This window comes from Methylomagnum ishizawai (genome assembly GCF_019670005.1).
GTDB classification, from domain to species: Bacteria; Pseudomonadota; Gammaproteobacteria; order Methylococcales; family Methylococcaceae; genus Methylomagnum; species Methylomagnum ishizawai.
This window is the reverse complement of record NZ_AP019783.1, coordinates 1,878,961-1,904,619: the sequence shown is the minus strand read 5'-3', so window position 1 is coordinate 1,904,619 and position 25,659 is coordinate 1,878,961. Positions and strand designations below refer to the sequence as shown.

At 66.6% G+C, this 25,659-nt stretch carries 23 protein-coding genes; 19 read left to right on the top strand and 4 right to left on the bottom strand.

The genetic code is table 11. The features are described 5' to 3' along the window. Positions 1-10 precede the first annotated feature (10 nt). Positions 11-964 carry an MDR/zinc-dependent alcohol dehydrogenase-like family protein gene (locus K5658_RS08765; RefSeq protein WP_221066560.1) on the bottom strand — a complete coding sequence of 318 codons (954 nt, stop codon included), beginning with the start codon at positions 962-964 and terminating at the stop codon, positions 11-13. Positions 965-974: 10 nt separating this feature from the next. Next, a complete protein-coding gene (gene pyrF / locus K5658_RS08760; RefSeq protein ID WP_221066559.1) occupies positions 975-1,703 on the bottom strand; it encodes an orotidine-5'-phosphate decarboxylase in 729 nt (242 codons plus the stop codon). Between the two features lie 95 nt (positions 1,704-1,798). Between pyrF and K5658_RS08755 the strand changes: the two genes are divergently transcribed. The 14 genes from K5658_RS08755 to K5658_RS08690 all read left to right on the top strand — a co-directional run bounded on the left by K5658_RS08755 (position 1,799) and on the right by K5658_RS08690 (position 17,359). Next, positions 1,799-2,725 (top strand): AEC family transporter, encoded by a 927-nt coding sequence (locus K5658_RS08755; RefSeq protein WP_221066558.1) that lies wholly within the window; start codon positions 1,799-1,801, stop codon positions 2,723-2,725. Between the two features lie 129 nt (positions 2,726-2,854). Continuing rightward, positions 2,855-3,268 (top strand): NADH-quinone oxidoreductase subunit A, encoded by a 414-nt coding sequence (gene ndhC / locus K5658_RS08750; protein ID WP_221066557.1) that lies wholly within the window; start codon positions 2,855-2,857, stop codon positions 3,266-3,268. A 13-nt stretch (positions 3,269-3,281) separates the two neighbouring features. Then, a complete protein-coding gene (locus K5658_RS08745) occupies positions 3,282-3,926 on the top strand; it encodes an NADH-quinone oxidoreductase subunit B (RefSeq protein ID WP_221066556.1) in 645 nt (214 codons plus the stop codon). Positions 3,927-3,936: 10 nt separating this feature from the next. Beyond that, positions 3,937-5,682 (top strand): NADH-quinone oxidoreductase subunit C/D, encoded by a 1,746-nt coding sequence (nuoC, locus tag K5658_RS08740; protein ID WP_221066555.1) that lies wholly within the window; start codon positions 3,937-3,939, stop codon positions 5,680-5,682. A 35-nt stretch (positions 5,683-5,717) separates the two neighbouring features. Beyond that, positions 5,718-6,206 carry an NADH-quinone oxidoreductase subunit NuoE gene (nuoE, locus tag K5658_RS08735; protein WP_221066554.1) on the top strand — a complete coding sequence of 163 codons (489 nt, stop codon included), beginning with the start codon at positions 5,718-5,720 and terminating at the stop codon, positions 6,204-6,206. Continuing rightward, entirely contained in the window at positions 6,199-7,449 is a 1,251-nt protein-coding gene (gene nuoF / locus K5658_RS08730; protein WP_221066553.1) for an NADH-quinone oxidoreductase subunit NuoF, read from the top strand. Before nuoE ends, nuoF begins: the two co-directional genes overlap by 8 nt. 3 nt (positions 7,450-7,452) lie before the next feature. Next, positions 7,453-10,128: an NADH-quinone oxidoreductase subunit NuoG gene (gene nuoG, locus K5658_RS08725; RefSeq protein ID WP_221066552.1), complete on the top strand. Its 2,676-nt coding sequence runs from the start codon at positions 7,453-7,455 to the stop codon at positions 10,126-10,128. Then, positions 10,125-11,069 (top strand): NADH-quinone oxidoreductase subunit NuoH, encoded by a 945-nt coding sequence (gene nuoH, locus K5658_RS08720; protein ID WP_221066551.1) that lies wholly within the window; start codon positions 10,125-10,127, stop codon positions 11,067-11,069. The genes nuoG and nuoH overlap by 4 nt, the downstream gene beginning before the upstream one ends. After that, positions 11,060-11,593 carry an NADH-quinone oxidoreductase subunit NuoI gene (gene nuoI / locus K5658_RS08715; RefSeq protein ID WP_221066550.1) on the top strand — a complete coding sequence of 178 codons (534 nt, stop codon included), beginning with the start codon at positions 11,060-11,062 and terminating at the stop codon, positions 11,591-11,593. The genes nuoH and nuoI overlap by 10 nt, the downstream gene beginning before the upstream one ends. Then, positions 11,593-12,093: an NADH-quinone oxidoreductase subunit J gene (nuoJ, locus tag K5658_RS08710; protein WP_221066941.1), complete on the top strand. Its 501-nt coding sequence runs from the start codon at positions 11,593-11,595 to the stop codon at positions 12,091-12,093. Before nuoI ends, nuoJ begins: the two co-directional genes overlap by 1 nt. Continuing rightward, positions 12,090-12,404, top strand: a complete 315-nt coding sequence (nuoK, locus tag K5658_RS08705) for an NADH-quinone oxidoreductase subunit NuoK (RefSeq protein WP_221066549.1) — start codon at positions 12,090-12,092, stop codon at positions 12,402-12,404. The genes nuoJ and nuoK overlap by 4 nt, the downstream gene beginning before the upstream one ends. A 205-nt stretch (positions 12,405-12,609) precedes the next feature. Then, positions 12,610-14,442 carry an NADH-quinone oxidoreductase subunit L gene (gene nuoL, locus K5658_RS08700; RefSeq protein WP_221066548.1) on the top strand — a complete coding sequence of 611 codons (1,833 nt, stop codon included), beginning with the start codon at positions 12,610-12,612 and terminating at the stop codon, positions 14,440-14,442. Beyond that, complete coding sequence (locus K5658_RS08695) at positions 14,439-15,923, top strand: complex I subunit 4 family protein (RefSeq protein WP_221066547.1); 1,485 nt, start codon at positions 14,439-14,441, stop codon at positions 15,921-15,923. Before nuoL ends, K5658_RS08695 begins: the two co-directional genes overlap by 4 nt. Continuing rightward, positions 15,920-17,359: an NADH-quinone oxidoreductase subunit N gene (locus tag K5658_RS08690; RefSeq protein WP_246628599.1), complete on the top strand. Its 1,440-nt coding sequence runs from the start codon at positions 15,920-15,922 to the stop codon at positions 17,357-17,359. Before K5658_RS08695 ends, K5658_RS08690 begins: the two co-directional genes overlap by 4 nt. A 10-nt stretch (positions 17,360-17,369) precedes the next feature. On the opposite strand, the gene K5658_RS08685 is transcribed toward K5658_RS08690, so the two are convergent. Together K5658_RS08685 and K5658_RS08680 are read right to left on the bottom strand one after the other, a co-directional pair. Continuing rightward, positions 17,370-18,224, bottom strand: coding sequence for an HDOD domain-containing protein (locus tag K5658_RS08685; RefSeq protein WP_221066546.1), 855 nt, complete (start codon positions 18,222-18,224; stop codon positions 17,370-17,372). Between the two features lie 126 nt (positions 18,225-18,350). Continuing rightward, positions 18,351-19,562: an HD-GYP domain-containing protein gene (locus K5658_RS08680; protein WP_221066545.1), complete on the bottom strand. Its 1,212-nt coding sequence runs from the start codon at positions 19,560-19,562 to the stop codon at positions 18,351-18,353. Positions 19,563-19,960: 398 nt separating this feature from the next. On the opposite strand from K5658_RS08680, the gene K5658_RS08675 reads away from it, so the two are divergent. From K5658_RS08675 to K5658_RS08655, 5 genes are read left to right on the top strand one after another with little or no spacing between them, the layout of a single operon-like run. Beyond that, a complete protein-coding gene (locus K5658_RS08675) occupies positions 19,961-21,577 on the top strand; it encodes a hypothetical protein (RefSeq protein ID WP_221066544.1) in 1,617 nt (538 codons plus the stop codon). Further along, the gene (locus K5658_RS08670; RefSeq protein ID WP_221066543.1) at positions 21,570-22,172 is read left to right on the top strand and encodes an RAMP superfamily CRISPR-associated protein; all 603 of its coding nucleotides are present in this window, start codon (positions 21,570-21,572) and stop codon (positions 22,170-22,172) included. Before K5658_RS08675 ends, K5658_RS08670 begins: the two co-directional genes overlap by 8 nt. 1 nt (position 22,173) lies before the next feature. Next, a complete protein-coding gene (locus tag K5658_RS08665; RefSeq protein WP_221066542.1) occupies positions 22,174-23,712 on the top strand; it encodes a hypothetical protein in 1,539 nt (512 codons plus the stop codon). Between the two features lie 10 nt (positions 23,713-23,722). After that, positions 23,723-25,132, top strand: a complete 1,410-nt coding sequence (locus tag K5658_RS08660) for an RAMP superfamily CRISPR-associated protein (protein ID WP_221066541.1) — start codon at positions 23,723-23,725, stop codon at positions 25,130-25,132. Next, a complete protein-coding gene (locus K5658_RS08655) occupies positions 25,129-25,650 on the top strand; it encodes a hypothetical protein (protein ID WP_221066540.1) in 522 nt (173 codons plus the stop codon). The genes K5658_RS08660 and K5658_RS08655 overlap by 4 nt, the downstream gene beginning before the upstream one ends. Positions 25,651-25,659 lie beyond the last annotated feature (9 nt).

Genomic DNA, 25,659 nt, shown 5'->3' with positions numbered 1-25,659 from the left:
CGGGCGCGGCTCAGGGCCGCAACAAGTATTTCAACGCCCCCGGCTGCCCCGCCGCCGCGAAGGCTTCCAGCCCCCGCGCCAGGGGGTATTCGGCCTCGATCAAGCCGGTGGGATCGACCAGTCTCCGTTCCAAGCAGCGCAAGGCCGCGCCGAACGGTCCACAGCGCGAACCCACCACACTGATTTCATCCACCACCAGCGCGGAAAAATTGACGCTGATTTCGCCACGATAGGTCGATTTCAACACCAGGGTGCCACGCGGACGCACGGCCTTCAGGGCCAACTCGAAACCGGACGGCGAACCCGTGGCCTCGACCACCAGATCGAACCGCCGTTCCGCCAGGTTTGCGGCCTCGACGGTGGGAATACCGCGTCCGGCCAATAACCGGCATTGCTGGGGATGGCGGGCCACCACTTGCAGATCGCAGCCGGTCAGGGCCAAGGTCTGGGCGATCAACTGGCCCAAGCGCCCGGCCCCGACCAATAGCACCCGGCTGTCCGGGTTCACCGCGACCTGGGTTTGGATTTGCAACGCCGCCGCCAAGGGTTCCATGAACACCGCCGCCTCGTCCGGGACGCTATCCGGCACGGGATGGAGGTTTTGAACGGGCAGGGCGAGATATTCGGCGCACGCGCCATGACGGCCCCGGATGCCCAGCACATCGCGGCGCTCGCAATGGCTGCGGCGTCCGGCCCGGCAGTTTTCGCACTCACCGCAAACGGCGTTGATCTCGCCGACCACGCGCCGCCCCACGAGGCCGGGATCGTCGGCTTGCACCACCTCGCCGACGAATTCATGGCCGGGAATGCCGGTGTAGGGGTAATAGCCGCGCACCAGTTCCAAATCGGTGCCGCAAATCCCGGCGAGGCGGACCCGCACCACGGCCTCGCCCGCACGGGGACAAGGCTCGGGCAGTGCTTCGCGCAGGGACAGCCGTTGTTCTTCCAGCCACAGTGCCCGCATGGCCCGTCCCTCAGGCCGCGCCGAACACCGCCGCGATCTGGGCTTGCGCCCGCAGCGCGGCCTCCCTCGGGTCCGCCGCGTCGCGGATGGGGCGGCCCACCACGATGTAATCCGCCCCGTTCTGGAAGGCTTGCTCCACCGTCACCACCCGCTTCTGATCGTCGGCGGGGCGGTTCTCCACCGGGCGGATGCCGGGGGACACCACCAGTAATTTATGGTCCACCTCGCGGCGCAGGGCGGGTACTTCCAGGCCGGAGGAGATCACCCCGTCGCAGCCCAAGGCCAAGGCCCGGCGGGCGCGGGACAACACCAATTGCTGCACATCGCAGGAGAATCCCAGGTCGTCCATATCGCCCTGGTCCAGGCTGGTCAGCACGGTGACGGCCAGCACCTTCACCTCGCCCTTGTTCTGGGCGGCGGCTTGCATGATGGCGTCGTTGCCGTGGACGGTGGCGAAATCCACCCCGTGCTGGCTCAAGGCCTTCACCGCCCGGCCCACGGTTTCCGGCACGTCGAAGAACTTGAGGTCGGCGAACACCCGCTTGCCCCGGCCCTTCAACCATTCGACCAGCCCGAAATAATCGCCGGCCATGAACAATTCCAGGCCGATCTTGTAGAAATGCACGGCATCGCCCAAGGTCTCCACCAGCGCCTTGGCCTCGTCCACGCCGGGCACGTCCAGGGCCATGATGAGGCGTTCGTGGGGGGGGATGTTTTTCTGGGAAAGCAATTCGGTCATGGTCGTTCCTGAGTCTGAGGGTTGAGCGGTGGGGCCGGCAGCCCTGGCACCCCGCTTGCTAGAATAGCCGCCCGGTTCAATCAAGAGGGACGGCGATGGTCGAGGTGCTGATGCAGATGGGCGCGTTGATCCTCTGCGGCGCGGCGTGGCGCATTATAAGGCCGGGCGGCGTGGATGCCGACCTGGCCCGGCGGGTGTTGACCACCCTGGTCTTCAATTTCTCGCTGCCCGCCTTGGTGCTGACGGTGCTATGGCAAGCCGATCTGGGGCGACAAACGCTGGGCATCGCCCTGTTCGGCCTGGGGACGGTGCTGGCGGGCGTCGTGGCGGCTTGGCTGTTGTTCACCTTGTTGCGGGTCCAGCCCCGGCGGCGCGGCGCGGCCATCCTGGCCGTGGCCTTCGCCAACGTGACCTATATGGGCCTGCCGGTGCTGGAACATATCTTCGGTCCCTGGGCGCGGGCCGTCGCCATCCAGCTCGACCTATTCGCCAACACGCCCTTGCTGTTGGGCCTGGGCGCGTTGATCGCCCGCCATTACGGCACGGCGGAAACCCAGGGCGAGGGGCTGTTGCGGCCCCTGCTGGTGAATCCGCCGCTGTGGGCGGCGCTGCTGGCGGTGGGACTCGATGCCTACGGCGTGGCCGAACCCACTTGGCTGGCCCGCCCGCTGCAATTGCTGGCGTCCCCGGTCGTGCCCTTGATGCTGCTGGCCTTGGGGCTGGGTTTGCGTTGGGATGCCTGGAATCCGCGCAACCTGCCCACGGCGGCGCTGGTCATGGCCCTGAAGCTGATGGCGATGCCCTTGTGCGGGCTGTGGCTGGGGCGGTGGCTGGATTTCCAGGGCGGGACCTACCAAGCCCTGGTCTTGGAATCGGCCATGCCCAGCATGTTGCTGGGCGTGGTCTATTGCGACCGCTACCGGCTGGACACGGCGTTCTATGCCTTGGCGGTGTTGCTGACGACGCTGGGGGCGATGCTGTCCTTGCCGTATTGGCATGGGCAGGCGGCGTTGGCGGGATAAGCCGGACGCGCCTGGAATCCAAAGCCCGGTCGCCGCGCCCCTCCGCAACTCCACCCGCTTTGCAGCGCCGGGGATTTCCGTTAGGCTTGGGTCCACCGGCCCGACCGGGCCATCCCACGGAGCCTCGCGATGGACGATTTCGTACAGGTCTCCCAACTCTGGCCGCTGATCGCCTATGCCGCCGCCGCGCTGGCCGTGGTGGCGGCGATGCTGGTCCTGCCCCGCTTCTTGTCCAGCCAGCGCCCGCCGGGACGTTATACCGGCAGCCCCTTCGAATCCGGCGTGGTGCCGGTCGGCGATATCCATGTGCGGCTGGCCGTGCAGTACTACCCCGTCGCCCTGTTCTTCGTCATCTTCGACCTCGAAGCCATCTTCATCTACGCCTGGGCCGTGGCCTTCCGGGAAGCGGGCTGGCCGGGCTATGTCGAGATGCTGACCTTCATCCTGGTCCTGCTGGTCGCGCTGTTCTATCTCTGCCGCTCGGGTGCGCTGGATTGGCGCACCCGGCGGCAACGCAGCCAAGACGCCTATTTCAAGCACTGAAGGAGCCACCGCCATGCGCTGGAGCCTCACTCCCGCCGATGCCGACCCCGCGCCCACCCCTGGCGAACGGGTCAACGAGGACATCTTCCGCCGCAACCTGCTGTTGGCGAAGCTGGACGATATGATCGCCTGGGGCCGCGCCCATTCGGTGTGGCCGTTCAATTTCGGGCTGTCGTGCTGTTATGTCGAAATGGCGACCGCCTTCACCCCGCGCTACGACATCGCCCGCTTCGGTTCGGAAGTCATCCGCGCCAGTCCCAGGCAGGCCGATCTGATCGTGATTTCAGGCACGGTGTTCATGAAGATGGCCCCGGTGATCCAACTCTTGTACGAGCAATTGCTGGAACCGCGCTGGGTGATTTCGATGGGTTCCTGCGCCAATTCCGGCGGCATGTACGATATCTACAGCGTGGTGCAGGGGGTGGATAAATTCCTGCCGGTGGATGTGTATGTGCCGGGGTGTCCGCCCCGGCCCGATGCCTTGTTGGAAGGTTTGCTCTTGCTGCAACAGGCCATCGGCCAGGAGCGGCGGCCCTTGGGCAAGGTGGTCGGTCCCGGCGGCATCCAGGACAAAACGAATCTGCCCGGTTTCCGTGATTTGAAGACGCCGGAGCGGATGCGGGCCACGTTGCTCAGGGAACCGGATTCGATGGATTAGCAGGACAGCGATGGACAGCAGCCCGCTCATTACCGAACTCGAACAGCGCTACGGCGCGGACAGCTTCGTCCGCCAGGCCGCCGCCGACGGCATCGCCACGCTGTGGCTAGCGAGAGAACGCCTCTTGGAGATCGTCGGCCACCTCAAGCACGGAATCGACCGGCCCTTCTCCATGCTGTTCGACCTCTACGCCATCGACGAGCGCCAGCGCCAGCACCGCACAGACCAACCCGACAGCGCCTTTACCGTGGTCTACCACCTATTCTCGATAGGCCGCAACCAGGATGTGCGCCTGAAGCTGGCCCTGCCCGCCGACAAGCCCACCGCGCCCAGCATCACCCCGGTCTATCCCAACGCCAATTGGTACGAGCGGGAAGCCTACGATCTATTCGGCATCCGCTTCGAGGGCCATCCCAACCTGCGGCGTATCCTGATGCCGCCGACCTGGAACGGCCATCCCCTGCGGAAAGACCATCCCGCCCGCGCCACCGAGTTGGAACCCTACACCCTGCCGCCGCAGAAGGAAGAATCCGAACAAGCCGCCCTGCGCTTCGTCCCCGAACAATGGGGCATGAAGCGCCACGGCGAACACAACGATTTCCTATTTCTGAACCTCGGGCCGAACCATCCCAGCGTGCATGGGGTATTCCGCGTCGCCTTGCAATTGGACGGCGAGGAAATCGTCGATGCCGTGCCCGATATCGGCTACCACCACCGCGGGGCCGAGAAGATGGGCGAGCGCCAATCCTGGCATTCCTACATCCCCTACACCGACCGGGTGGATTATCTCGGCGGCTCCTTGAACAACCTGCCCTATGTCATGGCCCTGGAAACCCTGGCCGGCATCGAAGTCCCCGAACGCGCCCAGACCCTCCGGGTATTGCTGTCCGAACTCCACCGCATCGCCAACCATCTGCTGTTCTATGGCACCTTCGCCCAGGATGTCGGGCAGTTGTCGCCGATCTTCTATATGTTCGTGGACCGGGAGAAGGTGTTCGAGATCATCGAAGGCATCAGCGGGGCGCGGATGCATTCCAGCTTTTTCCGCATCGGCGGGACGGCGCTGGATTTGCCCGTGGGCTGGGATAAGAAACTCGCCGAATTCTGCGACTATTTCCCCAAGCGGCTGGACCAGTACGACAAGATGGTCATGGGCAATAGCATCCTCAAAGGCCGCACCGTCGGCATCGGGGCTTACACCACCGCGCAAGCCCTGGACTGGGGCGCGACCGGGCCGGGCCTTAGGGCCACGGGACTGGCGTTCGATTACCGCAAGGCGCGGCCTTATTCGGGCTATGAAAATTTCGAGTTCGAGGTGCCGACCGGCCATAACGGCGATTGCTACGACCGTTGCCGGGTGCGGGTGGAAGAGATGCGGCAGAGCGTCCGCATCCTCCGGCAATGCGTGGCGAACATGCCTTCCGGTCCCTACAAGGCCGAGCATCCCCTGACCACGCCGCCCCCCAAACCGCGCACGCTGCACGATATCGAAACCCTGATCCAGCATTTCCTCAACGTGAGTTGGGGGCCGGTGATGCCCGCCGGGGAAACCTCGGCCTGCGTGGAAGCCACCAAGGGTTTGAACCGGTATTCCCTGGTCAGCGATGGCGGGTCGATGTCGTACCGGACCCGCATCCGCACGCCGTCCTTCCCTCATTTGCAGATGATCCCCCTCATGGCGAAAGGCTTGATGATCGCGGATTTGATCGCGATTTTGGGGAGCATCGATTTCGTGATGGCGGATGTGGATCGATAGGCGCGGCGATGACTGGCAACACGGAGGCATCCACGATGAACACCGATACCGGCCTCGACCCCGAGGAAACCGCTGAAATTCAAGCGGCCCTCACCCATTATCCCGACCCCGCCGCCGCCAGCATCGAAGCCCTCAAGATCGTCCAGCACCATCGCCGCTGGGTTTCCGACGAAGCCCTAGCCGCCGTGGCCGATTTGCTGGGCATGCCCATCGCCGAATTGGAAGGCGTCGCCACCTTCTACAACCTGATCTACCGGAAACCCGTGGGCCGCAAGGTCGTCCATTATTGCGACAGCGTGAGTTGCTGGCTGCTGGGCGCGGACGAAGTGCGGGCGCATCTTTGCAAGCGGCTGGGCATCGGCTTGGGCGAAACCACCCAGGATGGCCGCTATACCTTGCTGCCCATCGTCTGCCTCGGGGCTTGCGACCATGCCCCGGTGTTGATGCTGGGCGGGCAACTGCACGGCGACCTGGACGCCGCCAAGCTCGACACGATCCTGGCACGGGAGCAACACCGTGGATAAGCCCCTGACCCGCAACCTCAAGCCGGACGGCAGCGCCGCCACCCTGGCCGAATACCAAAGCACCGGCGGCTATGAAGCTTGGCGCAAAGCCCTCCGCGATCTGGCCCCCGCCCAAGTCGTGGCCCTGGTCAAAGACGCGGGACTGAAAGGCCGGGGCGGCGCGGGTTTTCCCACCGGGGTCAAATGGAGCTTGATTCCCCAGACGCCGGGCCAGAAATACGTGGTGGTCAACGCCGACGAAATGGAGCCGGGCACCTTCAAGGACCGGCGTTTGCTGGAAGGCGACCCGCATCTTTTGCTCGAAGGCGCGGCGCTCGCGGCCTATGCGGTCGGGGCCGACACCGCCTATATCTTCCTGCGCGGCGAATACATCGAAGCCGCCCGCCGTCTGGAACACGCCCTGGCCGAAGCCCGCGCCGCCGGATTGCTGGGCCGGAATATCCTGGGTTCGGAATTCAGCTTGGGAATACACCTCCACACCAGCGCCGGGCGCTATATCTGCGGCGAGGAAACCGCCCTCCTCAACGCCCTCGAAGGCAAACGCGCCAATCCCCGCACCAAGCCGCCGTTCCCGCAAATCGCGGGGCTATGGGGCAAGCCCACCGTGGTCAACAATGTGGAAACCCTGTGCAATGTGCCGGGCATCGTGGCCCAAGGCGCGGCGTGGTACAAGGGCTTGAGCCGCAGCCAGGACGCGGGCACCAAGCTTTATGGCGCGAGTGGCCGGGTCAACCGTCCGGGCCTCTGGGAATTGCCGATGGGCACGCCGATCCGCGAGATTTTGGAAGAACACGCGGGCGGCATGAAACCGGGCTATCGGCTGCGGGGCTTCCTGCCCGGCGGGGCGTCCACCGATTTTTTGCTGCCGGAACACCTGGACCTCGCCATGGATTACGAGACCATCCAAAAGGCGGGTAGCCGCATGGGTACCGGCACCATGATCGTCCTGGACGACCGCACCTGCCCGGTGCGGATGGTGTTGAACCTGGAGCGCTTCTTCGCCCAGGAATCCTGCGGTTGGTGTACGCCCTGCCGCGATGGCCTGCCATGGGTGGCGCGGATTCTGGAGGATTTGGTCGAAGGGCGGGGTCGGCCCGAGGATTTGGACCAGTTGGCGAAATTGGCGCGGTTCATGGGACCGGGGAATACTTTCTGCGCCTTGGCACCGGGGGCGGCGGAGCCTTTGCAGAGCGCTTTGAAGTATTTCCGGGGGGATTTCGAGCGGTATGTGGAACGGGGGTAAACCATGGCGAAAATCATCCTCGACGGCCAAGCCCACGAAGTCCCCACCGGCGGCAACCTGCTCCAAGCCTGTTTGTCGCTGGGCCTGGACCTGCCTTACTTCTGCTGGCATCCGGCCCTGGGTTCGGTCGGTGCCTGTCGGCAATGCGCGGTGCGGCTCTACAAAGATGAGAGCGACCCCAAGGGCCGCTTGGGCATGGCCTGCCTGACGCCCGTCACCGAAGGACTCCGCGCCGACCTCCAAGCCCCGGAAGCCCAGGACTTCCGCGCCGGGATCATCGAAACCTTGATGACCAACCACCCCCACGATTGCCCGGTCTGCGAAGAAGGCGGCGAATGCCATCTGCAAGACATGACCCTGATGACCGGCCATACCGTCCGCCATTACCGGGGCTTGAAACGCACCCACCGCAACCAACAGCTCGGCCCCTTCATCAACCACGAGATGAACCGCTGCATCGCCTGCTACCGCTGCGTGCGCTACTACAACGATTACGCGGGTGGCGGCGATCTCGGGGTGTTTTCCATCCGCAATAACGTCTATTTCGGGCGGGCGCAAGACGGGGTTTTGGAGAGCGAATTCAGCGGCAATCTGGCCGAGGTCTGCCCGACCGGGGTGTTCACCGACAAGACCTTCAGCGCCCACTATGCCCGCAAATGGGATTTGCGCTACGCCCCGTCGATCTGCCCACATTGCGCGGTGGGTTGCAATATCAGCCCCGGCGAGCGCTTGGGCACGCTGCGGCGCGTCATCAACCGTTATCACGGCGCGGTGAACGGCTATTTCCTGTGCGACCGGGGCCGGTTCGGCTATGGCTTCGTCAACGGCGGGCAGCGGATCATGAACGCGGAGCTTCAAGGCGAGCCGGTCTCGCCCCACGCCACCGTGGCCCAGTGGGCCCGGAGGATGAACGGGCACGTCATCGGCATCGGTTCGCCCCGCGCTTCGTTGGAGGCCAATTTCGCGTTGCGGGAACGGGTCGGGCCTGCGAATTTCTACGCCGGGTTTTCCCGCATCGAGGCCGGATTGGCAGCGGCGATTGTGGACATCCTGCACGATTGGCCGGTGCGGGTGCCCGCGGTGCGGGAAATGGAACGGGCCGACGCCGTGCTGGTGTTGGGCGAGGACGTGACGAACACCGCGCCGCGCTTGGCGCTGGCCTTGCGGCAGGCGGTACGCAACCGGGGCTTGGCTATCGCCGCGGCGCTCAAGATTCCCGCTTGGTTGGACAGTGCCGCCCGCCACGCGGCCCAGGCCGAAAAAAGCCCGCTGTTCATCGCCAGCCCCGCGCCGACCCGGCTGGACGATGTGGCGAGCGCGACCCATCGCGCCACGCCGGAAGCCATCGCCCGGCTGGGTTTCGCCATAGCCCACGCGCTGGACGCCGAAGCGCCGCCAGTCGTCGGCTTATCCGCAATGGAAGCCGGTTTGGCGGAAACCATCGCCGCCACCTTGGCCGCCGCCGAACGGCCTTTGCTGGTGTCGGGGATGGGCTGCGCCAGCCTGGCCGTGGTGCGGGCGGCGGGGAATATCGCCCGCGCCCTGGCCGTGAAGCGCGGCGTGCCCACGGTGGACCTGTGCTACGCCGTGCCGGAATGCAATACACTGGGCTTGGCGCTGATGGATGGGCACAGCGTCGAGGACGCCTTCGCGGCGGCGCGGGAAAACGACGCGTCCAGCTTGATCGTGCTGGAAAACGACCTCTACCGCCGCGCACCCGCCGCCTTGGTGGATGCGGCCCTGGCCCGGTTCCGCCAGCGCATCGTGATCGACCACAGCCGCAACGCCACCACCGCCCGCGCCGATTTGCTCCTGCCCTCCGGCAGCTTCGCCGAAACCGAAGGCACCCTGGTCAGCTTGGAAGGCCGGGCGCAACGCTTCTTCTCGGTCATGCCGCCCCTGGGCGCGGCCCGCGATGCTTGGCGCTGGCCGTTCGCCGCGCAGCGCGATACCTGGCAAAACCTCGACGCCGTCACCGCCGCCTGCGCCGCAGCCTTGCCGGTGTTCGCCCGCATCGTCGAGGCCGCGCCCGCTGCCGGTTTCCGCATCGAGGGCGACAAGATCGCCCGCGCCCCGGCCCGCTACAGCGGCAGGACCGCGATGCACGCCGACCAGCGTTTGCACGAACCCAAGCCGCCGGACGATCCCGATTCGGCCCTGAGCTACAGCATGGAAGGCGCGGAGTCCGGGATTCCCCCGGCCTTGCGGCCCGTGGCCTGGGCACCGCACTGGAACTCCCATCAGCAGGCGACGACCCAATTCCAGGACGAGGCGGGCGGGACTTTGCGCGGCGGCGATCCGGGCGTGCGCTTGATCGAACCGGCGGACACCCCCGCGCCCTGTTGGTTCGAGGATATTCCGCCCCTCCTTTCCCCGGACGAACCCGATTTCCGCGCCGTCATCCTGCACCGGATTTTCGGCGGCGAGGAACTCAGCGCCCTGGCCGCGCCCATCATCGAGCGGGCCCCCGCCGCCTGCGCCCTCATGCACCCGGACGATATCGCCCGGCTGGGCCTTGGCGATGGCGTGACCGTGGCCTGGGAGCGATGCCGCTTGGATTTGCCGCTGCGCCCGGAACCGGGCTTGGCCCAGGGTGTGATCGGCCTCCCGGAAGGCGGGGTTCCGGGCGGATTACCCGAACGGGTGGAAGTATGGGCTCCCCAGGAGGAACAACCATGAACGTGGGTTCGCCCCTCAATGTGGTCTCGATCCTCGCGGCCTTGATCGTCGTGGCGGCTTGGCTGATTTGGGTCGAGCGGCGGCTCCTGGCGATTTGGCAGGACCGGCTCGGACCCAACCGGCTCGGACCCTTGGGTTTGTTCCAAATCGTCGCCGACATGCTGAAGATGCTAAGCAAGCAGGATTGGATTCCGCCCTTCGCCGACGCCCCGGTGTTCGTGCTGGCCCCCACCGTGGTGATGCTGACCGGACTGACCGCCTTCGCCGTGGTGCCCATCGCGCCGGGAGTGGGCATCATCGACCTGGGTTTCGGATTGTTGTATTTCCTGGCGCTGGCTTCGCTGTCGGTCTACAGCGTGATCCTGGCGGGCTATGCCTCCAACAGCAAATACGCCTTGTTCGGGGCGCTCCGAGCGGCGGCGCAAACCCTCAGCTACGAAGTCTTCATGGGCCTGTCGGTGATGGGCGTGGTGATGCTGGCGGGCAGCTTCGACCTCCGCGTTATCGTCGAGGCGCAGCGGGACGGCTGGTTCGTGGTGCCGCAGTTTTTGGGTTTCCTGCTGTTCCTGGTCGCCGCCGTGGCCGAGAGCCATCGCGGTCCCTTCGACCTGCCGGAAGCCGAAACCGAATTGGCCGCGGGCTTCCATGTCGAGTATTCCGGCATGAAATTCGGCATGTTCTTCGTCGGCGAATACATCGGCATCACCCTGGGTTCGGCCATGATCGTGACCTTGTTCTTCGGCGGCTGGCTCGGCCCCTGGTTGCCGCCGGTGGTCTGGTTCGTCCTGAAAACCCTGTTGTTCATCCTGCTGTTCATCCTCCTGCGCGGCGCCCTGCCCCGCCCCCGCTACGACCAATTGATGGCCTACGGCTGGAAGGTCTTGCTACCCTTGTCCCTGCTGAACCTATTGGCGACCGGAGCGCTGCTGCTATGGGATTGATCGGCGGTTTCCTCAGCCAGGTGCGGACCCTATGGACGGTTTTGGTCCATACTTTCGCCCGCGCCGACACCGTACAGTACCCGGAACAGATGCCGAAGCTCGCGCCGCGCTACCGGGGCCGCATCGTGCTGACCCGCGACCCGGATGGGCAGGAACGCTGCGTGGCTTGTAACCTCTGCGCCGTGGTGTGCCCGGTGGACTGCATCGCCCTGCAAAAGGCCGAAACCCCGGAGGGCCGTTGGTACCCGGAATGGTTCCGCATCAATTTCTCGCGTTGTATCTACTGCGGGCTGTGCGAGGAAGCCTGCCCGACCTATGCCATCCAACTCACCCCGGATTTCGAGATGAGCGAATACGACCGCCACAATATGGTTTACGAAAAGCCCCACCTCCTCATCGACGGTCCCGGCAAATACCCGGATTACCACTTCTACCGGGTGGCGGGCAAAAGCATCGCCGGCAAGGACAAGGGCGGGGCCGAGCACGAAGCCGCGCCGGTCGATATCCGGAGCCTGCTGCCGTGATGCTGTCCATCCTGTTCTATTCGGCGGCCCTGGTCGCGGTGGTCGCGACGCTCTTGGTGGTCGCCAGCGCCCACGCGGTCCATGCCTTGCTGTATTTGATCCTGTCCCTGCTGGCCTCGGCGGTGGTGTTCTATCTGATGGGGGCGTATTTCGCGGCCTTGCTGGAAGTCATCATCTACGCCGGGGCGATCATGGTGCTGTTCCTGTTCGTGGTGATGATGTTGAACCTGGGCCAGCAAACCCAGGAGCAGGAAAAACGCTGGCTGGAACCCTCGGTTTGGCGCTGGCCCTCGGCCATGGCGACGGTGTTGCTGATCGAATTCGTCTATGTGGTCCTGCTGGGCGACGGACGCCATCCCACCGGACATATCGTGACCGCCAAGGAGGTCGGTATCGCCTTGCTGGGCCCGTACGTGATCGCGGTGGAATTGGCCTCGATGCTGCTGCTGGCCGGGTTGGTCGGGGCTTACCATCTGGTCAGGCCGGAGGTGGCGCGATGAACGCGGGCATCATCCCGATGGAACATGGCTTGGCGCTGTCGGCCATCTTGTTCGCGCTGGGACTGACCGGCGTGTTGATGCGGCGCAACCTGATCGCGGTGCTGATGTCGCTGGAAATCATGCTGAACGCCGCCGGGCTGGCCTTCATCGTGGCCGGCTCCCGTTGGAACCAAGCGGATGGGCAGATCATGTTCGTGTTGGTGCTGAGCTTGGCGGCGGCGGAAATCGGGGTGGCCTTGGGGCTGGTGATGCGGATTTATAGGACTTACAAAACCTTGGACGCGGATGCTTTGAGCGGGATGCGGGGATGAATCGACACCGCATCGCTCGTTCCCAAGCTCCGCTTGGGAACGCCGCCCTGGACGCTTCAGCGTCCCGGCTCGCGACGCTAGAGCGTCATAGGATGCATTGCCACGGAAACCGTGGGAACGATCACAAAACCCCGCGCCGCAGCTTGAGCTTCGACCGACCCGGCCAGCGACGGAACGAGCAAAAACAACAACAGGAGCCCACCCCATGCTGGACCATCTCTGGCTAATCCCCGCCCTGCCCTTGCTGGGCTTCGTGGTGCTGGTCCTGAGCCAGGGCCGGATGCCGCGCCGCCTCACGCCCTGGATCGGCGCGGGTTCGGTCGGGCTCGCCGCCGTACTGGCGGGGCTGATCGGCCAGCACTTCCTGGGCGATCACATCGCCTATTACAAACTGCCGCTGTGGACCTGGCTGCGGGTCGCCGAATTCTCCTCCGGCTTCGGGCTGTATCTCGACGCCCTGTCGCTGAATATGATGCTGATCGTGACCGGCATCGGTTTCCTCATCCATCTCTATTCCGCCGGATTCATGGCCGACGATCCGGGCTATGCCCGCTTCTTCGCCTATATGAACCTGTTCGTCGCCGCCATGTTGTTGCTGGTATTGGCGGACAACCTGTTGTTGCTTTATGCGGGCTGGGAGGGCGTGGGGCTGTGCAGCTACCTCCTGATCGGTTTCTGGTACGAGAACCCGGCCAACGGGGCCGCCGCCCGCAAAGCCTTCGTCATGACCCGCGTCGGCGATATGGCGTTCTTGCTGGGGCTATTGCTGCTGTTCGAGGTGCTGGGCAGCCTCGATATCCAAACCCTGATGCAACGCGCCACCCTGCAATGGCCCGTGAACACCGTCTTTCCCGTGGTCGCCGCCGCCTTATTGCTCGGGGGCGCGGTGGGCAAATCGGCGCAATTGCCACTGCAAACCTGGCTCCCGGACGCCATGGCCGGTCCCACGCCCATCAGCGCCCTGATCCACGCCGCCACCCTGGTCACCGCCGGGGTTTATCTCATCGCCCGCACCTATGCCCTGTTCCAACTGGCCCCGCCGGTACGGGAAGTGGTGGCTTATCTGGGGGCGGCGGGCTTGCTGATGGCGGCTTGCTCGGCCCTGGTCCAACGCGATATCAAGCGCATCCTGGCCTATTCGACCATGAGCCAGCTCGGCTATATGTTCCTGGGGCTGGGGGTGGGTGCCTATGGCGCGGCGGTTTTCCACCTCACCACTCACGCCTATTTCAAGGCGCTGTTGTTCCTCGCCGCCGGGGCGGTCATCCATTGCTATCATCACGAACACGATATCTTCCGCATGGGCGGGCTGAGGCGGCGCTTGCCACTGACCTTCGGGTGCTTCGTGATCGGGGCCGCGGCCTTGAGCGCCCTGCCCTATACCTCGGGCTATTACAGCAAGCACGCCATCCTGAGCGCCGCCCAGGCCGCGCCGCAAGGATTATGGCTATGGGGCGCGGGCGTCTTGGGCGCGGCCTTGACCGGGCTTTATAGTTTCCGCTTGATCTTCGTCGCCTTCTACGGGCCGGAAACCCCGAACACCCGCGAACAGCTGGGTTTCGCCATGACCGCGCCCTTGCTGATCCTGGCCGGGCTGGCCATCGCCGGAGGCTGGTTCGGCCTGCCCTTGGGCGGGCTGTTCCCCACCCCCCCCGCCGGCGAACTGCCCTATACGCTGCAACTCGCCACCGAACTCGCGCCCTGGGCCGGTATCTGGCTGGCGGCGAAGTTCTACCTATTCCGGGAATGGTCGACGGACAAGCTGGTCCGCGGTCCCTGGGGGGCCGCCCTGCATCGGTTTTGGCACAGCGGCTGGGGCTTCGATGGGCTGTATGAACGGCTATTGGTCGAGCCCTTCCGCTGGCTGGCCGAGGCCAACCGCGCCGATGTGCTGGACGATTTCAGCCACGCCCTGGCCTATCTCGGCCGCGAGGGCCACCGCGCCCTGGCCGCCACCCAGAACGGCAAGTTGCGCTGGTACGCGGCGGGCTTGGCGTCCGGTGCCCTGCTCGCCCTCGCCTTGGGGATTTTGTCATGATGCTGGTGTGGCTGGTCGGGATCTTGGTGGCGGGGGGCGGTGTGTGCTGGGCGGCGGAACGGGCGCATCCCGCCGCGCCGCGTTGGTTGGCCTTGCTGAGCTTGGCCCTGGCCGGGGCTTGGTTGGTGCCGTATTTCACCGCGCCGGGGGCGGCGGCGGACGGGGTCTGGCTGGATCGAATCCGGCTGGCCTGGATTCCCCGCTTCGGCATCGGTTTCCATCTGGGACTGGACGGGGTGAGCCTGTTGCTCGCCGCCCTCACCGTGCTGCTGGGGCTGATGGCGGTGGCGGTGTCCTGGCGCGAGATCGAAGCACGGACCGGGCCGTTCCATGCCTGCCTGCTGTGGACCCTGGCCGGGGCGTTGGGCGTGTTCCTGGCGCTGGATTTGTTCCTGTTCTTCGTGTGCTGGGAACTGATGATCCTGCCCATGTATGCCATCATCGCGGTCTGGGGACACGAGAACCGGGGCTATGCCGCCCTCAAGTTCCTCCTGTTCACCCAGGTCAGCGGGCTTTCGATGCTGTTGGCGGCGGTGGTGCTGGCCTTGTCGCACCAAGCCAAGACCGGCCAATTCAGCTTCGATTATTTCGCCCTGCTCGGCACCGAACTCGATCCCGCCACCGCCCGCTGGCTGATGCTGGGCTTCTTCGTGGCCTTCGCGGTCAAATTGCCGACCGTACCCTTGCACACCTGGCTCCCGGACGCCCACACCCAGGCACCGACCGGCGGCAGCGTGATCCTGGCCGGGGTTTTGCTCAAGACCGGGGCTTACGGGTTGCTGCGCTTCGCCATCCCCTTGTTTCCGGGGGCGACGGCGGAATTCGCGCCCACCGCCATGGGCCTGGGCGTGGTGGGGATCATCTACGGCGGGATGCTGGCCTTCGCCCAGACCGATATGAAACGGCTGGTCGCCTATTCCAGCATCAGCCATATGGGCTTCGTGCTGGTGGGCCTGTACGCCCAGACCGGGCTGGGCTTCCAGGGCGCGGTGCTGACGATGCTGGCCCACGGCCTCAGCGCCGCCGCCTTGTTCATGCTGGCCGGGGCTTTGCAGAACCGCCTCCACACCCGCGATATGAACCGCATGGGCGGCTTGTGGGGCGTGGTGCCGCGCATGGCCGCCATCGGCCTGTTCTTCTCGGTCGCGGCCTTGGGGATGCCCGGCCTCGGCAATTTCGTCGGCGAATTCCTGGTGCTGGCCGGCGCTTTCCAATTGCACCAGGGCACCGCCACGCTGGCGGCCTTGGGGCTGGTCATTGGGCCGGCCTATGCGCTGATCCTGGTGCAACGCGCCTTCCACGGCCCGCGGCCAGAAGCCCAGGGGATCGAGGATTGCGGCCCCAGGGAAACGGCGGCGCTGGCGGTCCTGATCGCCGCCACCTTGGCGATGGGCCTTTATCCGCAACCCTTGATCGACATCATCCACGCCACGCCACATCCCGTCGTCAGACCCAGCCTCGCCCACCGGAGCCCGCCATGATCGCCGCCGCCGAACTCGTCGCCCTGTCACCGCTCTTGGCCTTGGCGGGCAGCGTGGTCCTGGCGTTGCTGGCCATCGCCTGCCACCGCGGCCATGGGCTGATCTTCGCTTTGACCCTGGCGGGGATGGTGGCCGCGCTGGGTTCGATCCCGTTCGCGGCGGAACTGGCCCCGCGCGCGGTCACGCCCTTGCTGCGGGTGGACGGCTACGCCCTGGCCTTCATGGGCTTGGCGGGACTGGCCGGGCTGTGCGTCGCCGTGCTGTGCCGGGATTATTTCGCCAACCGCGCCGAGCGGCCCGAAGAGCTTTATGTGTTGCTGCTGACCGCGTTGCTGGGCGCGTTCGTGCTGGCAGCGAGCCACCATTTCGCCGGGTTCTTCCTGGGATTAGAAACCCTCAGCGTGTCGCTGTTCGCCTTGATCGCCTACCCGTGCCGGGACGGGCGGCCCCTGGAAGCGGGCATGAAATATCTGGTGCTGTCGGGCACGGCCTCGGGCTTGCTGGCGTTCGGCATGGCCTGGGTCTACGCCGACACCGGCAGCCTGGAATTCGCCGCCTTCGCCCAGACGGCGGACGGCGGCTTGCTCAGCCTCACCGGCCTGCTCCTGATCGCCGCCGCGCTGGGCTTCAAGCTCTCGCTGTTCCCGTTCCACCTCTGGACCGCCGATGTCTACCAAGGCGCGCCGGTGCCGGTCACGGCCTTGCTCGCCACGGTCGCCAAGGGCGCGGTGCTGGTCCTGTTGTTGCGCTACACCCTGGCCGGTGGCCTGGCGCAAGAACCCGCGCTGGAACAAGCGCTCGGCCTGATGGCGGGTTTGTCGATGCTGGCCGGCAACCTCCTGGCCCTGCGCCAGGACAACCTCAAGCGCCTCCTGGCCTATTCCTCCATCGCCCACATGGGCTATCTGGTCATCATCCTGATGGCGGGCGGGCGGGTCGGCGCGGAATTCGCCGCCGAAGCCTTGCTGTTCTATCTGGCGGCCTATTTCATCACCAGCCTGGCGGCGTTCGGGGTGGTCGCCGTCCTCAGCCCCCAGGACCGCGAGGCCGAACACTTGGACGCCTACCTGGGGCTGTTCCACACCCGGCCCTGGCCCGCCAGCGTGCTGGCCCTGGCGCTGTTGTCGCTGGCGGGGATTCCCTTGACCGCCGGTTTCGTCGGCAAGTTCTATGTGTTCGCCTCGGGCGGGCGGGGCGCTTTGTGGGCGCTGCTGGGCACCCTGGTGGTGGGCAGCGGGTTGGGGCTGTATTACTACCTGCGGGTGATCGTCCAGATGGCGCGGGAACCGGCCCCGGCGGACGGGGCGGCATCCAAGGTGCCGCTGCCCTGGGCGGGTGGTGTGGTGCTGGGATTCCTGGCGCTGCTGCTGCTGGGACTCGGGGTCTATCCGGGCGGCCTGATCGGGCTATTGGCGGCGGCGGGCGGATCGCGCTGAGGACGGCGGCTCATCGGATCGCATCGAGGAACTGTTCCTCGATATCGACCATATCCTGGGGATAAAGTCCGAGAATATCCAGAAGCCCCGAGTTAGCCTCCAGCCATTCGGAAACCTCGACGGCTTTCATATTCCCCGAGGCGTCGTAATTCTGGACGATGTATTCGCTCACCCTCAGGATCGCGGCCAAGGTCCGGGCATCGATATCGTCCGAATATTCCGGCTCGCCATCGTGGTGGCGGAGTATCGCCAGCCGCACCGTCTCGGGCAGATACCACGAACGGGTGAATAGATACCCCATCACGCAATGATTGGTGGAGTAGCGCCGCTCCTCTTCCTCGACCACTTCCTGCCGACAACTCAAAGCCTTGTAAACCAAATCCTGGTAATCGGGGAATTTCCTGCCCAATATCGAGATTGCGCAATCATGGAATAACCCGACCAGATAAGCCTGCTGGGCCAGTTGCGGCCTGAGCCGCTTGGCGACGACCTCGCAGCAGCGGGCGGTCAGTTCGGAATGGATCCAGAAAACCTCGCTGGTCGGCGAGCGGTCGCCCTGCAACACATCGCGCAAGGACGAAGCCAATATCGCCCGCTGGAACAACTGGAACCCCATCAGATGCAGGGCTTGGCCGATGGAATCCAGGGAGCGCTTGAGGCCGAACAAGGGGGAGTTGGCGACTTTCAAGACCTTCGCCGCCAAGGCGGGGTCTTTTTCCACCTTTTTGGCGATCTGATGGACATCGACCCCCGGCTGGTTCGATAGCTTCATCAATTCCATGACGATCCGGGGCTGGGCCGGAATGGCCACCGATTTCAAGACCGCCTGCGCGGCTTGCAAGAGTTCTTCTTCCCTAGGGTTCATAATGGAGCCTCTGGTTGGTTAGCGCGCTTGGATTCCAAGCGCGGTTTTTTCGGTATCTTATTAGCAATTCATCCGGCTGGTTCCACCCCTTTATCGGTTGGTGTGGATTCCCCGGCCCGGCCCCGCTCATAACCCCAAAAGCTTATCCTTGTCGAACCCCCATTTGCGGGGTTCCTCCGGGCTGGCGATGGCGTCCTGGGATTTCGATAAATCCACCGTTTCCTGCATGAGGGGGGAATTGGACCGGGTGGAAAAAAATACCTTGACCACCGGGGACAGGAGGTTATTGGGGGTTTGTTCCACCACCACGGCCAGCTTCCCGGATTTGAGTTTCACCAAGGTGCCGGTGGGGTAGATGCCGACGACCTTGATAAAGGCCTGGAACACCGCCGGGTCGAAATGGCCATCCCGCCATTCGGCCATCTTGCGCAGGGCCTCGGCGGGTTCCCAGCCCGCTTTGTAGCAGCGGTTCGAGGTGATGGCGTCGTACACATCGCAGACCGCGCCCATCCGCGCGAACAGGCTCAGCGCCTCGCCGGACAGGCGGTCGGGATAGCCCCGGCCATCCATCCGCTCGTGATGGTGCAGGCAGACATCGAGCGCGATCTCCCGGATGCCGTCGGTGGTGCGGAGCAGTTCCCAACCCAACCGCGGGTGGCGCTTGACCGTCTCGAACTCCGCGTCGGTCAGCCGCCCCGGCTTGTTCAGGACTTCGGGGGGAATGAAGATTTTGCCCACGTCGTGCAGCAACCCGGCCACGCCGACTTCCCGCACCAAATCATCCTCCAAGCCGAGTTGCCGCCCCAGCGCGATCATCAGGGCGCAGACGGCGACCGAATGCAGATAGGTGTAGTCGTCGGCGTGCTTGAGCCGGACCAGGCTGAGGAGGGCGCCGGAATTGCGGGCGATGGTGGCGTTGATCTCGTCGGCCAGGGCGGCGGCCTGCTCCAGCTTGATGGCCTTGCCCATGCGGGCCTCGGTGAACATGGCGACCACGGCCTGCTTGGCCTTGGCGTGGACCTTCTTGGCCCGCGCCAGTTCGTCGCGCAACGCCACCTTGGAGATGGGCTTGTCGGACCGGGCCGCGCGCCGCAGCGCGGTATCGACCTCGGCGTTCTGGGCTTCCGGGGATACCGTCTGGACCCTGGCCTCCACGTCCAAACCCTTGGCCGCGTCGATCCATAGTTCCTCGATGCCACAGGTCAAAAGCGTGTCCAAATCCTTTTGGCGCTCCAGTTTGAAGGAGGTTTTCCAAAATGGATGCTCCATCCAACTGCCGCAGAGTTCTTGGATATACATGCCCAGGCGCAGGTCTTGGATTTTGATTTTTTTCAACATGGGCGGATGCGGGAAAACGGGGGGCTTGGCCGTTCCAAGCGAGGGGGTCCGTCCAGCAAAACCAGCCATCGTAAAGGAGGCGCTGTACCGGATGAAGGGCGGTTCGGGCTTAGTATAGACAATGCGGACGCCGTGAACGGACCGTTTTTCCACGGTCGAAGCCGGCCAGGGCCGCGCCCTATCCCCAGGCCCGGCCTCGCCGTTCCAAACGGCGGCCCGCCCGCCCAGCCCCGTTCCCACCACCGGCCCGACCCGGCCTTGTAGGGATTTCCCTACAAAATTTTCAGCAAGTTACCGACTTGAACCCAATCTTTGGATGGGATTTACTGCGGGTGCCTTTTCAACGCGGCGCGGCCATCCGGTCTTTTCCCCGCGGGGGCCCCCACCAAGGAATCACAGTGACTTACTGGGCATATCTTTTCGAGGCCCGCTCCGTCCAGGACTACATCCTGGAAGGCCGGAACCTCTCCGAACAAATCGCGGCGGGCAAATTGATCGAATCGATTTGCGGCGAACCCCTATCCGCCGTCCTGGACGCCCTGGGCATCGGGACGGATATCCGCTTCTGCCGCCGCACGGCGGGGGCTTTCCAGGCCGTCCTGGGCGGGGCGCACGCCGCCGAACAAGCCCGCCGCCTGCGCGACCTATGGGGGATCGCGGTGGGGCATTATTGCCCGGCGCTGGAATTCGCCCACGCCCTGGCCGCGGGCGACACCCAGTACCAAGCGGTCTACCGGGCCGGCCAAGAGCTGGACTGGCTGAGCCGCCGCCGCGACCCGGCCTTCCCGGAAGCCCCGCCCATCGCCCGCCGCGATCCCCATTCGGGCCGGGCGGCGGTGCTAGAGTCGCGCCATCCGCGCGAAGGCTCCGATGCGGCCAGCCTGCGCAAGCGCCATGCGTTCCCCGGACCCAACCCCGACCGCCACCCCAGCCTGGCCGAACACCCGCTCATGGAAGGCTGGCCCGGCCATGCGGCCTGGCCGGTGCGCCTGCATCCCAAAGAGTCCGCCACCGCCCAGGAACCCGGCTTTCCCTGGCTGCCCGGCAATGGCTATCTCGCTACCTTGCGTATCGGCGTCGAAGGCCAGGCCGGTTGGCTGGCCGGCCTGTCCGCCGCGGCGGAAACCCGGCCCGACGAATTCACCGCGCTGTTCCGCCTATTTTCCCAAGGCGTCGAGGCCGCGTTGCGGCAGGCGGCGCTCGAGGCCGGCGCCAAGGTGCTGGTCCCCGCCGCCCCGGCCCGCGAGGGCGGGGTCGCGGTCTTGCCCGCCCGGCCCCTCTTGTTGCGGGATGGCGAATTCACGGCCCTGGTCCGCGCCGACCTGGGCGTGCCGTTCGCGGCGGCGTTCCTGGCCGGCTTCGGACCGGCCGCCGAGCGCCTCCTGGCCGGGCTGCGCATCGACCTGGACTACGAGGGCGCGGGCTTGACGGCCTGCGCGGGCCTCGCCTTCACCAAGGCCGGGCACCCGTTGTGGTCGGCGGATCCGCTGGCCGAAACGCTCTGCCTACAGGCCAGGACCGAGGCATGCCGGGCGCAGGCCCAAACGGGCGGCTCCACCCCGGCCTGTCTGGCGTTCGCCCTGGCGGGCGCGACCAGCGGACCGGTCCTCCGCGCCGACACCGAAGCGGCCCCGCTACAAAACGGGCTGCCCGGTTACGGACTTCCCACCGGACCCCTGCCCCCCTGGTCGGCGCTGGCCGACCTGGCCGCGTTGCTCAGCGAGGACGACCTCGCCATCGGGCCGGTCCGGCAATTGGCCTTCCTGCTGCGCCTGCCCGCCCAGGACGCGGCCCGGCAATACCGGCGCTGGCGCGACGTGGTCGGCAAAGCCCTGCCCCAGCGCCTGGAAAGGCTGGACGCCTTGCTAGCGGCGCTCGGCGTCCGCGATCCGGATTGGCCGACGCGGCGGCGCGACGACCGCTTGTTTTCCCCGCTGGTGGACGCCTTGGTGTTGCGGACGGTCGGCCTGGCCACGCAGCCCGCACCTTCCTTCCGGGAGCCCGCCCATGCCTGAAGCGACCATCCTGGAAATCGAAATGCTCGATTATTGGCATTGCGGCAGCGGCAATGGCAGCGGCGACTATCTCGACCGGCTGGCCGAACGCGATTCGCTGGGCCTGCCCTTCGTGCCGGGGCGTTTGCTCAAGGGCTTGCTGCGCGAAGCATGCCTGCGTTGCGAAGCCCTGGACCATGTGCCGACGGGCACCACCCTGGCCCTGTTCGGCGCACCCAACGGCGCGGAGGCGCACAGCCTGCCCGGCGGCCTGCGGGTGGCCGACGCCCGCCTGCCCCAAGCCCTGCGCGATTGGCTGGGCGCGCCCGCCAGCACGCCCTATCGCCAAGCCTTGTCGCGGGAATTGTTCACCGCCGCCGTGGACGAATCCACCGGCACCACCCGCGAACGCCGCCCGCGCGGCATGGAAGCCATCGTGCCGGTGACCCTGCACGCGGCGCTGGAACCCCTGGCCGGCGCGGACCTGCCGACCGGTTGGCGGGCCAGCCTCGCCTTGGCCCTGCCCTTGGCGGGCGCGGTCGGGGCCTACCGCACCCGCGGCCTGGGCCGTTGCGCCATGCGCATCCTCGACGGGGGCACGCATGGGGCGGTTTAGTTTGCGTTTCGAGCTGTTGGACGAGGTGGTCATCAGCAGCCGGGCGGCCTCGGCCGGCGGACAGCCCGGACTCGATTACCTGCCCGGCGCCAACCTCCTGGGCGCGGTGGCGGCGGCGTTGTACCGGACGCTGTCGCGGCGCGACGCCTGGACCCTGTTTCACTCCGGCCAGGTCCGTTTCGGCAACGCCTTGCCCGTGGTGGGCGGGGAACCGGCCTGGCCCTTGCCGCTGTGCTGGCACCGTAGCGCCGGCCAGCCCGGCTGGTGCGAGCGGGGCCGGATCAGGGCCGACCATGTCCACAACTTCATGCACGGGCACCCGGCCGCCCCGCCCCCGGCGGCGCTGCCCTTGCCACGGGGCTATGTCGCCCTGTCCGGCCAATACCTCAAGCCCAAGCTGCTGTTCCGCATGAAAACCGTGGTTTCCCGCGAAAGCGGACGCCCGGCGGAAGAACGCACGTTCGGCTACGAGAGCCTGGCCGAAGGGCAGCACTTCCTGGGCGAGATCGCCTACGACGCGGAAGTCGCCGCGGGCTTGGTGGCGGCGTTGGAAGCGTTCTTCGCGGCGCGGCCCATCCTGCATTTCGGGCGCTCCCGCTCGGCCCAATACGGGCGGGTCCGTTGCGAGCCGGTGGCCCGGCCCTTGGCGAATCCCCCGCGCTCGGAGGCGGCCGGGCCGGAACTGAGCCTGTGGCTGCTCTCCGACCTCGCCGCCTGCGACCGCCATGGCTTCCCGACCCTGGCCCCGGCGGCGGAAGACCTGGGGCTGCCACCCGCCGACCCCCTGCCGCGCCAGACCTTCGCCGCCAGCCGGGCCTATTCGCCCTACAACGGCTTCCACCAGCTCTATGGCTCGGAACGGCAGGTGCTGAGCCAAGGCTCGGTGCTGGCCTACCGGTTGCGCGAACCTTTGGACACGGTGGCCTGGGCCGATTTGGCGGCGCGGATCGAGCAGGGGCTAGGGCTGTACCGGGAGGCCGGGCTGGGCCGTTGCGCCCTGGCCCCGGCCCTGCTGGCGACCCGGCATCCCTGTTTCGCGGCAACGGCCCCGGCCACCCCGGCCACCCCGGCCACCCCGGCCACCCCGGCCCCCGGCCTGCCGGACCATCCCCTGGCCCGCTGGCTGCTGGACGCGGCGGAAACCCGCTCGGTGCAAGGCGGGATGCGCCATTGGGCCGGCCAAGCCCTGGCCGAGTTGGATCAATTGGAACGCAACGCCCGCCGCCTCAACGGCCTGCGCGAAGACCAAGCCGCTTCCCCCGGACGTTCGCAATGGGGCCGGGTCGCGGAAGCGGCCCGCCAAGCCACCGCCGCGCCGCACAGCCACTGGCGTTTGCGCGAAGCCTTGTTCGGCGACGCCAACGCGGTGTGCCGCACCCATCCGGAAGATTGGAACCGGCCCACCGCCAACGCGGCGGGCCACCCCCTGACCTACCGCGATTGGCTGGAAACCAAGCTGGCCGAACGCCCCGAGGACGCGCCCAGCGCCATCGGCCTCCTGGCCGAATTGGCCCAGCGCCGCCTCGCCGCCAAACCTTAGGAGTCCCCCGATGCAGGCCAACACGCCCATCCTCCGCCTGGCGCGGATCACCCTGGAAGCCACCAGTCCCCTGTCGTTGTCCACGGGCCGCCATAACACCTTGTTCGACACCCAGGTCGTCACCGACGCCAATGGCCTCCCGGCCATCCCCGGCACCGCCCTGGCCGGCGCCTTGCGCCACGCCTTGGCGCGGCGATTGGGTCTCGCGGCCACGCGGGCGGTGTTCGGCCAAGCCAGCGACCACGACAGCACGCCCTCGCCCCTCTCCGTGACCTGGGCGCATATCCACGATGGCCACGACCATCCCATGGACGGCCTGGACCTGGAACGCGCCTGGACCCGCGACCCCCTGCTCTCGGCCTTCGCGGTCAACGAACTGCCCCACCGCGACCATATGCGCCTGGGAACCCGGGGCGTCGCCCAGTTCCAAGGCCGGTTCGGACAGCGCTTCGTCGCGCCGGGACATCGGTTCAGTTTCGAGATGGCCCTGTGGGACGGGACCGGGGACGCCCTGGCCCCGGCCTGGGAAGCGCTGCAAGCGGTGCTGGCCGGGGCCGAATTCCGGCTCGGGGGGGCGACCCGGCGCGGCTACGGGCAATTGCACATCCAACGCTATGCCGAGCGGCGCTTCGATCTGCGCGAACCGGCGGATTTCCGGGCCTATGCCCGCCACCCCCGGCGGCTGGACCGGCCCGCCGAAGCCTTGCGCGAGATCGAACTGGTGGCGGACCCCGGCCTGTCCGGCAACTGGCTGCGGCTGGACCTCAACCTGGAGGCGGAGGATTTCTGGCGCTTCGGGGGCGGCGATATCCCGGTGACGGACGCCACCCGGTCCAGCGAGGCGCTGCCCTATACCGAGGAGCGGGTGGCCTGGGTCGGTACCAGGGGGCATCTGGCCCGGCGGCGGGTGATCGTCCCGGCCAGCGCGGTCAAGGGTGCCCTGGCCCACCGCACGGCCTTCCATTACAACCGCCTGACCCGGCGCTACGCCGACGGGCTCGACCCCCGCCGCCTCGAACAGGAAACCCCCGACCACAATCCCGCCACCCGCTACCTGTTCGGCCACGGTGGCCCGGACCCGGCCCGGGGCCGGGGCGGCCATGTGTTGATCGAGGACGCGGTGGCCGACGATCCCGCCACCTTCCGGCTGGCCCATAACAGCCTGGACCGCTTCACCGGCGGGGTGCGCGACGGGGTGTTCTATTGCGAGGAGGCCGTCTACGGCAATGCCTTCCAACTGCGGCTGCGGGTCGCCAAGGATATTTGGCGGGGCGCCCCCAAGGCGGTGAGGCAGGCGTTCCGCGCCACCCTGGACGACCTGCTCGAAGGCCGCCTGGCCCTGGGCGCGGCCAGCGCGCGGGGCCTGGGTTATTTCCAGGGCGATATCGTCCGCGACGAACTCAAGGAGTCCACCCCATGAACCGCGCCCACCGCACCGCCGAAGATTGGCGGAAGCTCAAACTGGCCCAGGCCTGGCGGGAACTCGGCCCGCCGGGACTCCCGGACCTGGTGCCCTGCGTGGTCCGCCTGGAATCCAGCCTCGCCACCGACCCGGACGCGGTGGAACAAGCCATCCAGGGCTTCGACGCCCAAGCCGGCTGGCTGGAACGCCAATCCCGGCTGGCCCTGGTCCTCGGGGGCGCATCCCGGCCCGGTCCCGATGGCGATTTCGACCCCATCCTGGCCGGGGAATTGGCGGGCGCACGCGGCAGCCTGTGGGTGCGCCGGGTCGCCGAAGGCTGGCGCTTGACCCATATCACCGACATCCCCGCCGCGGACGGCGGCTACCTCAGCCAGGAACGGTCCCTGGCCGGGGTCGACCACCTGCCCGCCACCGGCCAAGCCTTCGGCGCCCGCCTGCGCTACCGGGTGTATTGGCGCTACGACGAGGACACGGGTTGGCGTCAATTCGCCGCCCGCTTGCTCGGTTTCGCCTAGGCCTCTTTC

Bases quoted from the DNA above. Each gene is read 5' to 3' on its own strand.
- pyrF (WP_221066559.1), bottom strand. From the start codon at position 1,703: ATGACCGAATTGCTTTCCCAGAAAAACATCCCCCCCCACGAACGCCTC.
- nuoJ (WP_221066941.1), top strand. From the start codon at position 11,593: ATGCTGTCCATCCTGTTCTATTCGGCGGCCCTGGTCGCGGTGGTCGCG.
- nuoI (WP_221066550.1), top strand. From the start codon at position 11,060: ATGGGATTGATCGGCGGTTTCCTCAGCCAGGTGCGGACCCTATGGACG.
- K5658_RS08685 (WP_221066546.1), bottom strand. From the start codon at position 18,224: ATGAACCCTAGGGAAGAAGAACTCTTGCAAGCCGCGCAGGCGGTCTTG.
- K5658_RS08655 (WP_221066540.1), top strand. From the start codon at position 25,129: ATGAACCGCGCCCACCGCACCGCCGAAGATTGGCGGAAGCTCAAACTG.
- nuoG (WP_221066552.1), top strand. From the start codon at position 7,453: ATGGCGAAAATCATCCTCGACGGCCAAGCCCACGAAGTCCCCACCGGC.
- K5658_RS08690 (WP_246628599.1), top strand. From the start codon at position 15,920: ATGATCGCCGCCGCCGAACTCGTCGCCCTGTCACCGCTCTTGGCCTTG.
- K5658_RS08670 (WP_221066543.1), top strand. From the start codon at position 21,570: ATGCCTGAAGCGACCATCCTGGAAATCGAAATGCTCGATTATTGGCAT.
- nuoE (WP_221066554.1), top strand. From the start codon at position 5,718: ATGAACACCGATACCGGCCTCGACCCCGAGGAAACCGCTGAAATTCAA.
- K5658_RS08660 (WP_221066541.1), top strand. From the start codon at position 23,723: ATGCAGGCCAACACGCCCATCCTCCGCCTGGCGCGGATCACCCTGGAA.
- nuoK (WP_221066549.1), top strand. From the start codon at position 12,090: ATGAACGCGGGCATCATCCCGATGGAACATGGCTTGGCGCTGTCGGCC.
- K5658_RS08755 (WP_221066558.1), top strand. From the start codon at position 1,799: ATGGTCGAGGTGCTGATGCAGATGGGCGCGTTGATCCTCTGCGGCGCG.
- nuoC (WP_221066555.1), top strand. From the start codon at position 3,937: ATGGACAGCAGCCCGCTCATTACCGAACTCGAACAGCGCTACGGCGCG.
- K5658_RS08680 (WP_221066545.1), bottom strand. From the start codon at position 19,562: ATGTTGAAAAAAATCAAAATCCAAGACCTGCGCCTGGGCATGTATATC.
- nuoH (WP_221066551.1), top strand. From the start codon at position 10,125: ATGAACGTGGGTTCGCCCCTCAATGTGGTCTCGATCCTCGCGGCCTTG.
- ndhC (WP_221066557.1), top strand. From the start codon at position 2,855: ATGGACGATTTCGTACAGGTCTCCCAACTCTGGCCGCTGATCGCCTAT.
- nuoL (WP_221066548.1), top strand. From the start codon at position 12,610: ATGCTGGACCATCTCTGGCTAATCCCCGCCCTGCCCTTGCTGGGCTTC.
- K5658_RS08745 (WP_221066556.1), top strand. From the start codon at position 3,282: ATGCGCTGGAGCCTCACTCCCGCCGATGCCGACCCCGCGCCCACCCCT.
- K5658_RS08695 (WP_221066547.1), top strand. From the start codon at position 14,439: ATGATGCTGGTGTGGCTGGTCGGGATCTTGGTGGCGGGGGGCGGTGTG.
- K5658_RS08765 (WP_221066560.1), bottom strand. From the start codon at position 964: ATGCGGGCACTGTGGCTGGAAGAACAACGGCTGTCCCTGCGCGAAGCA.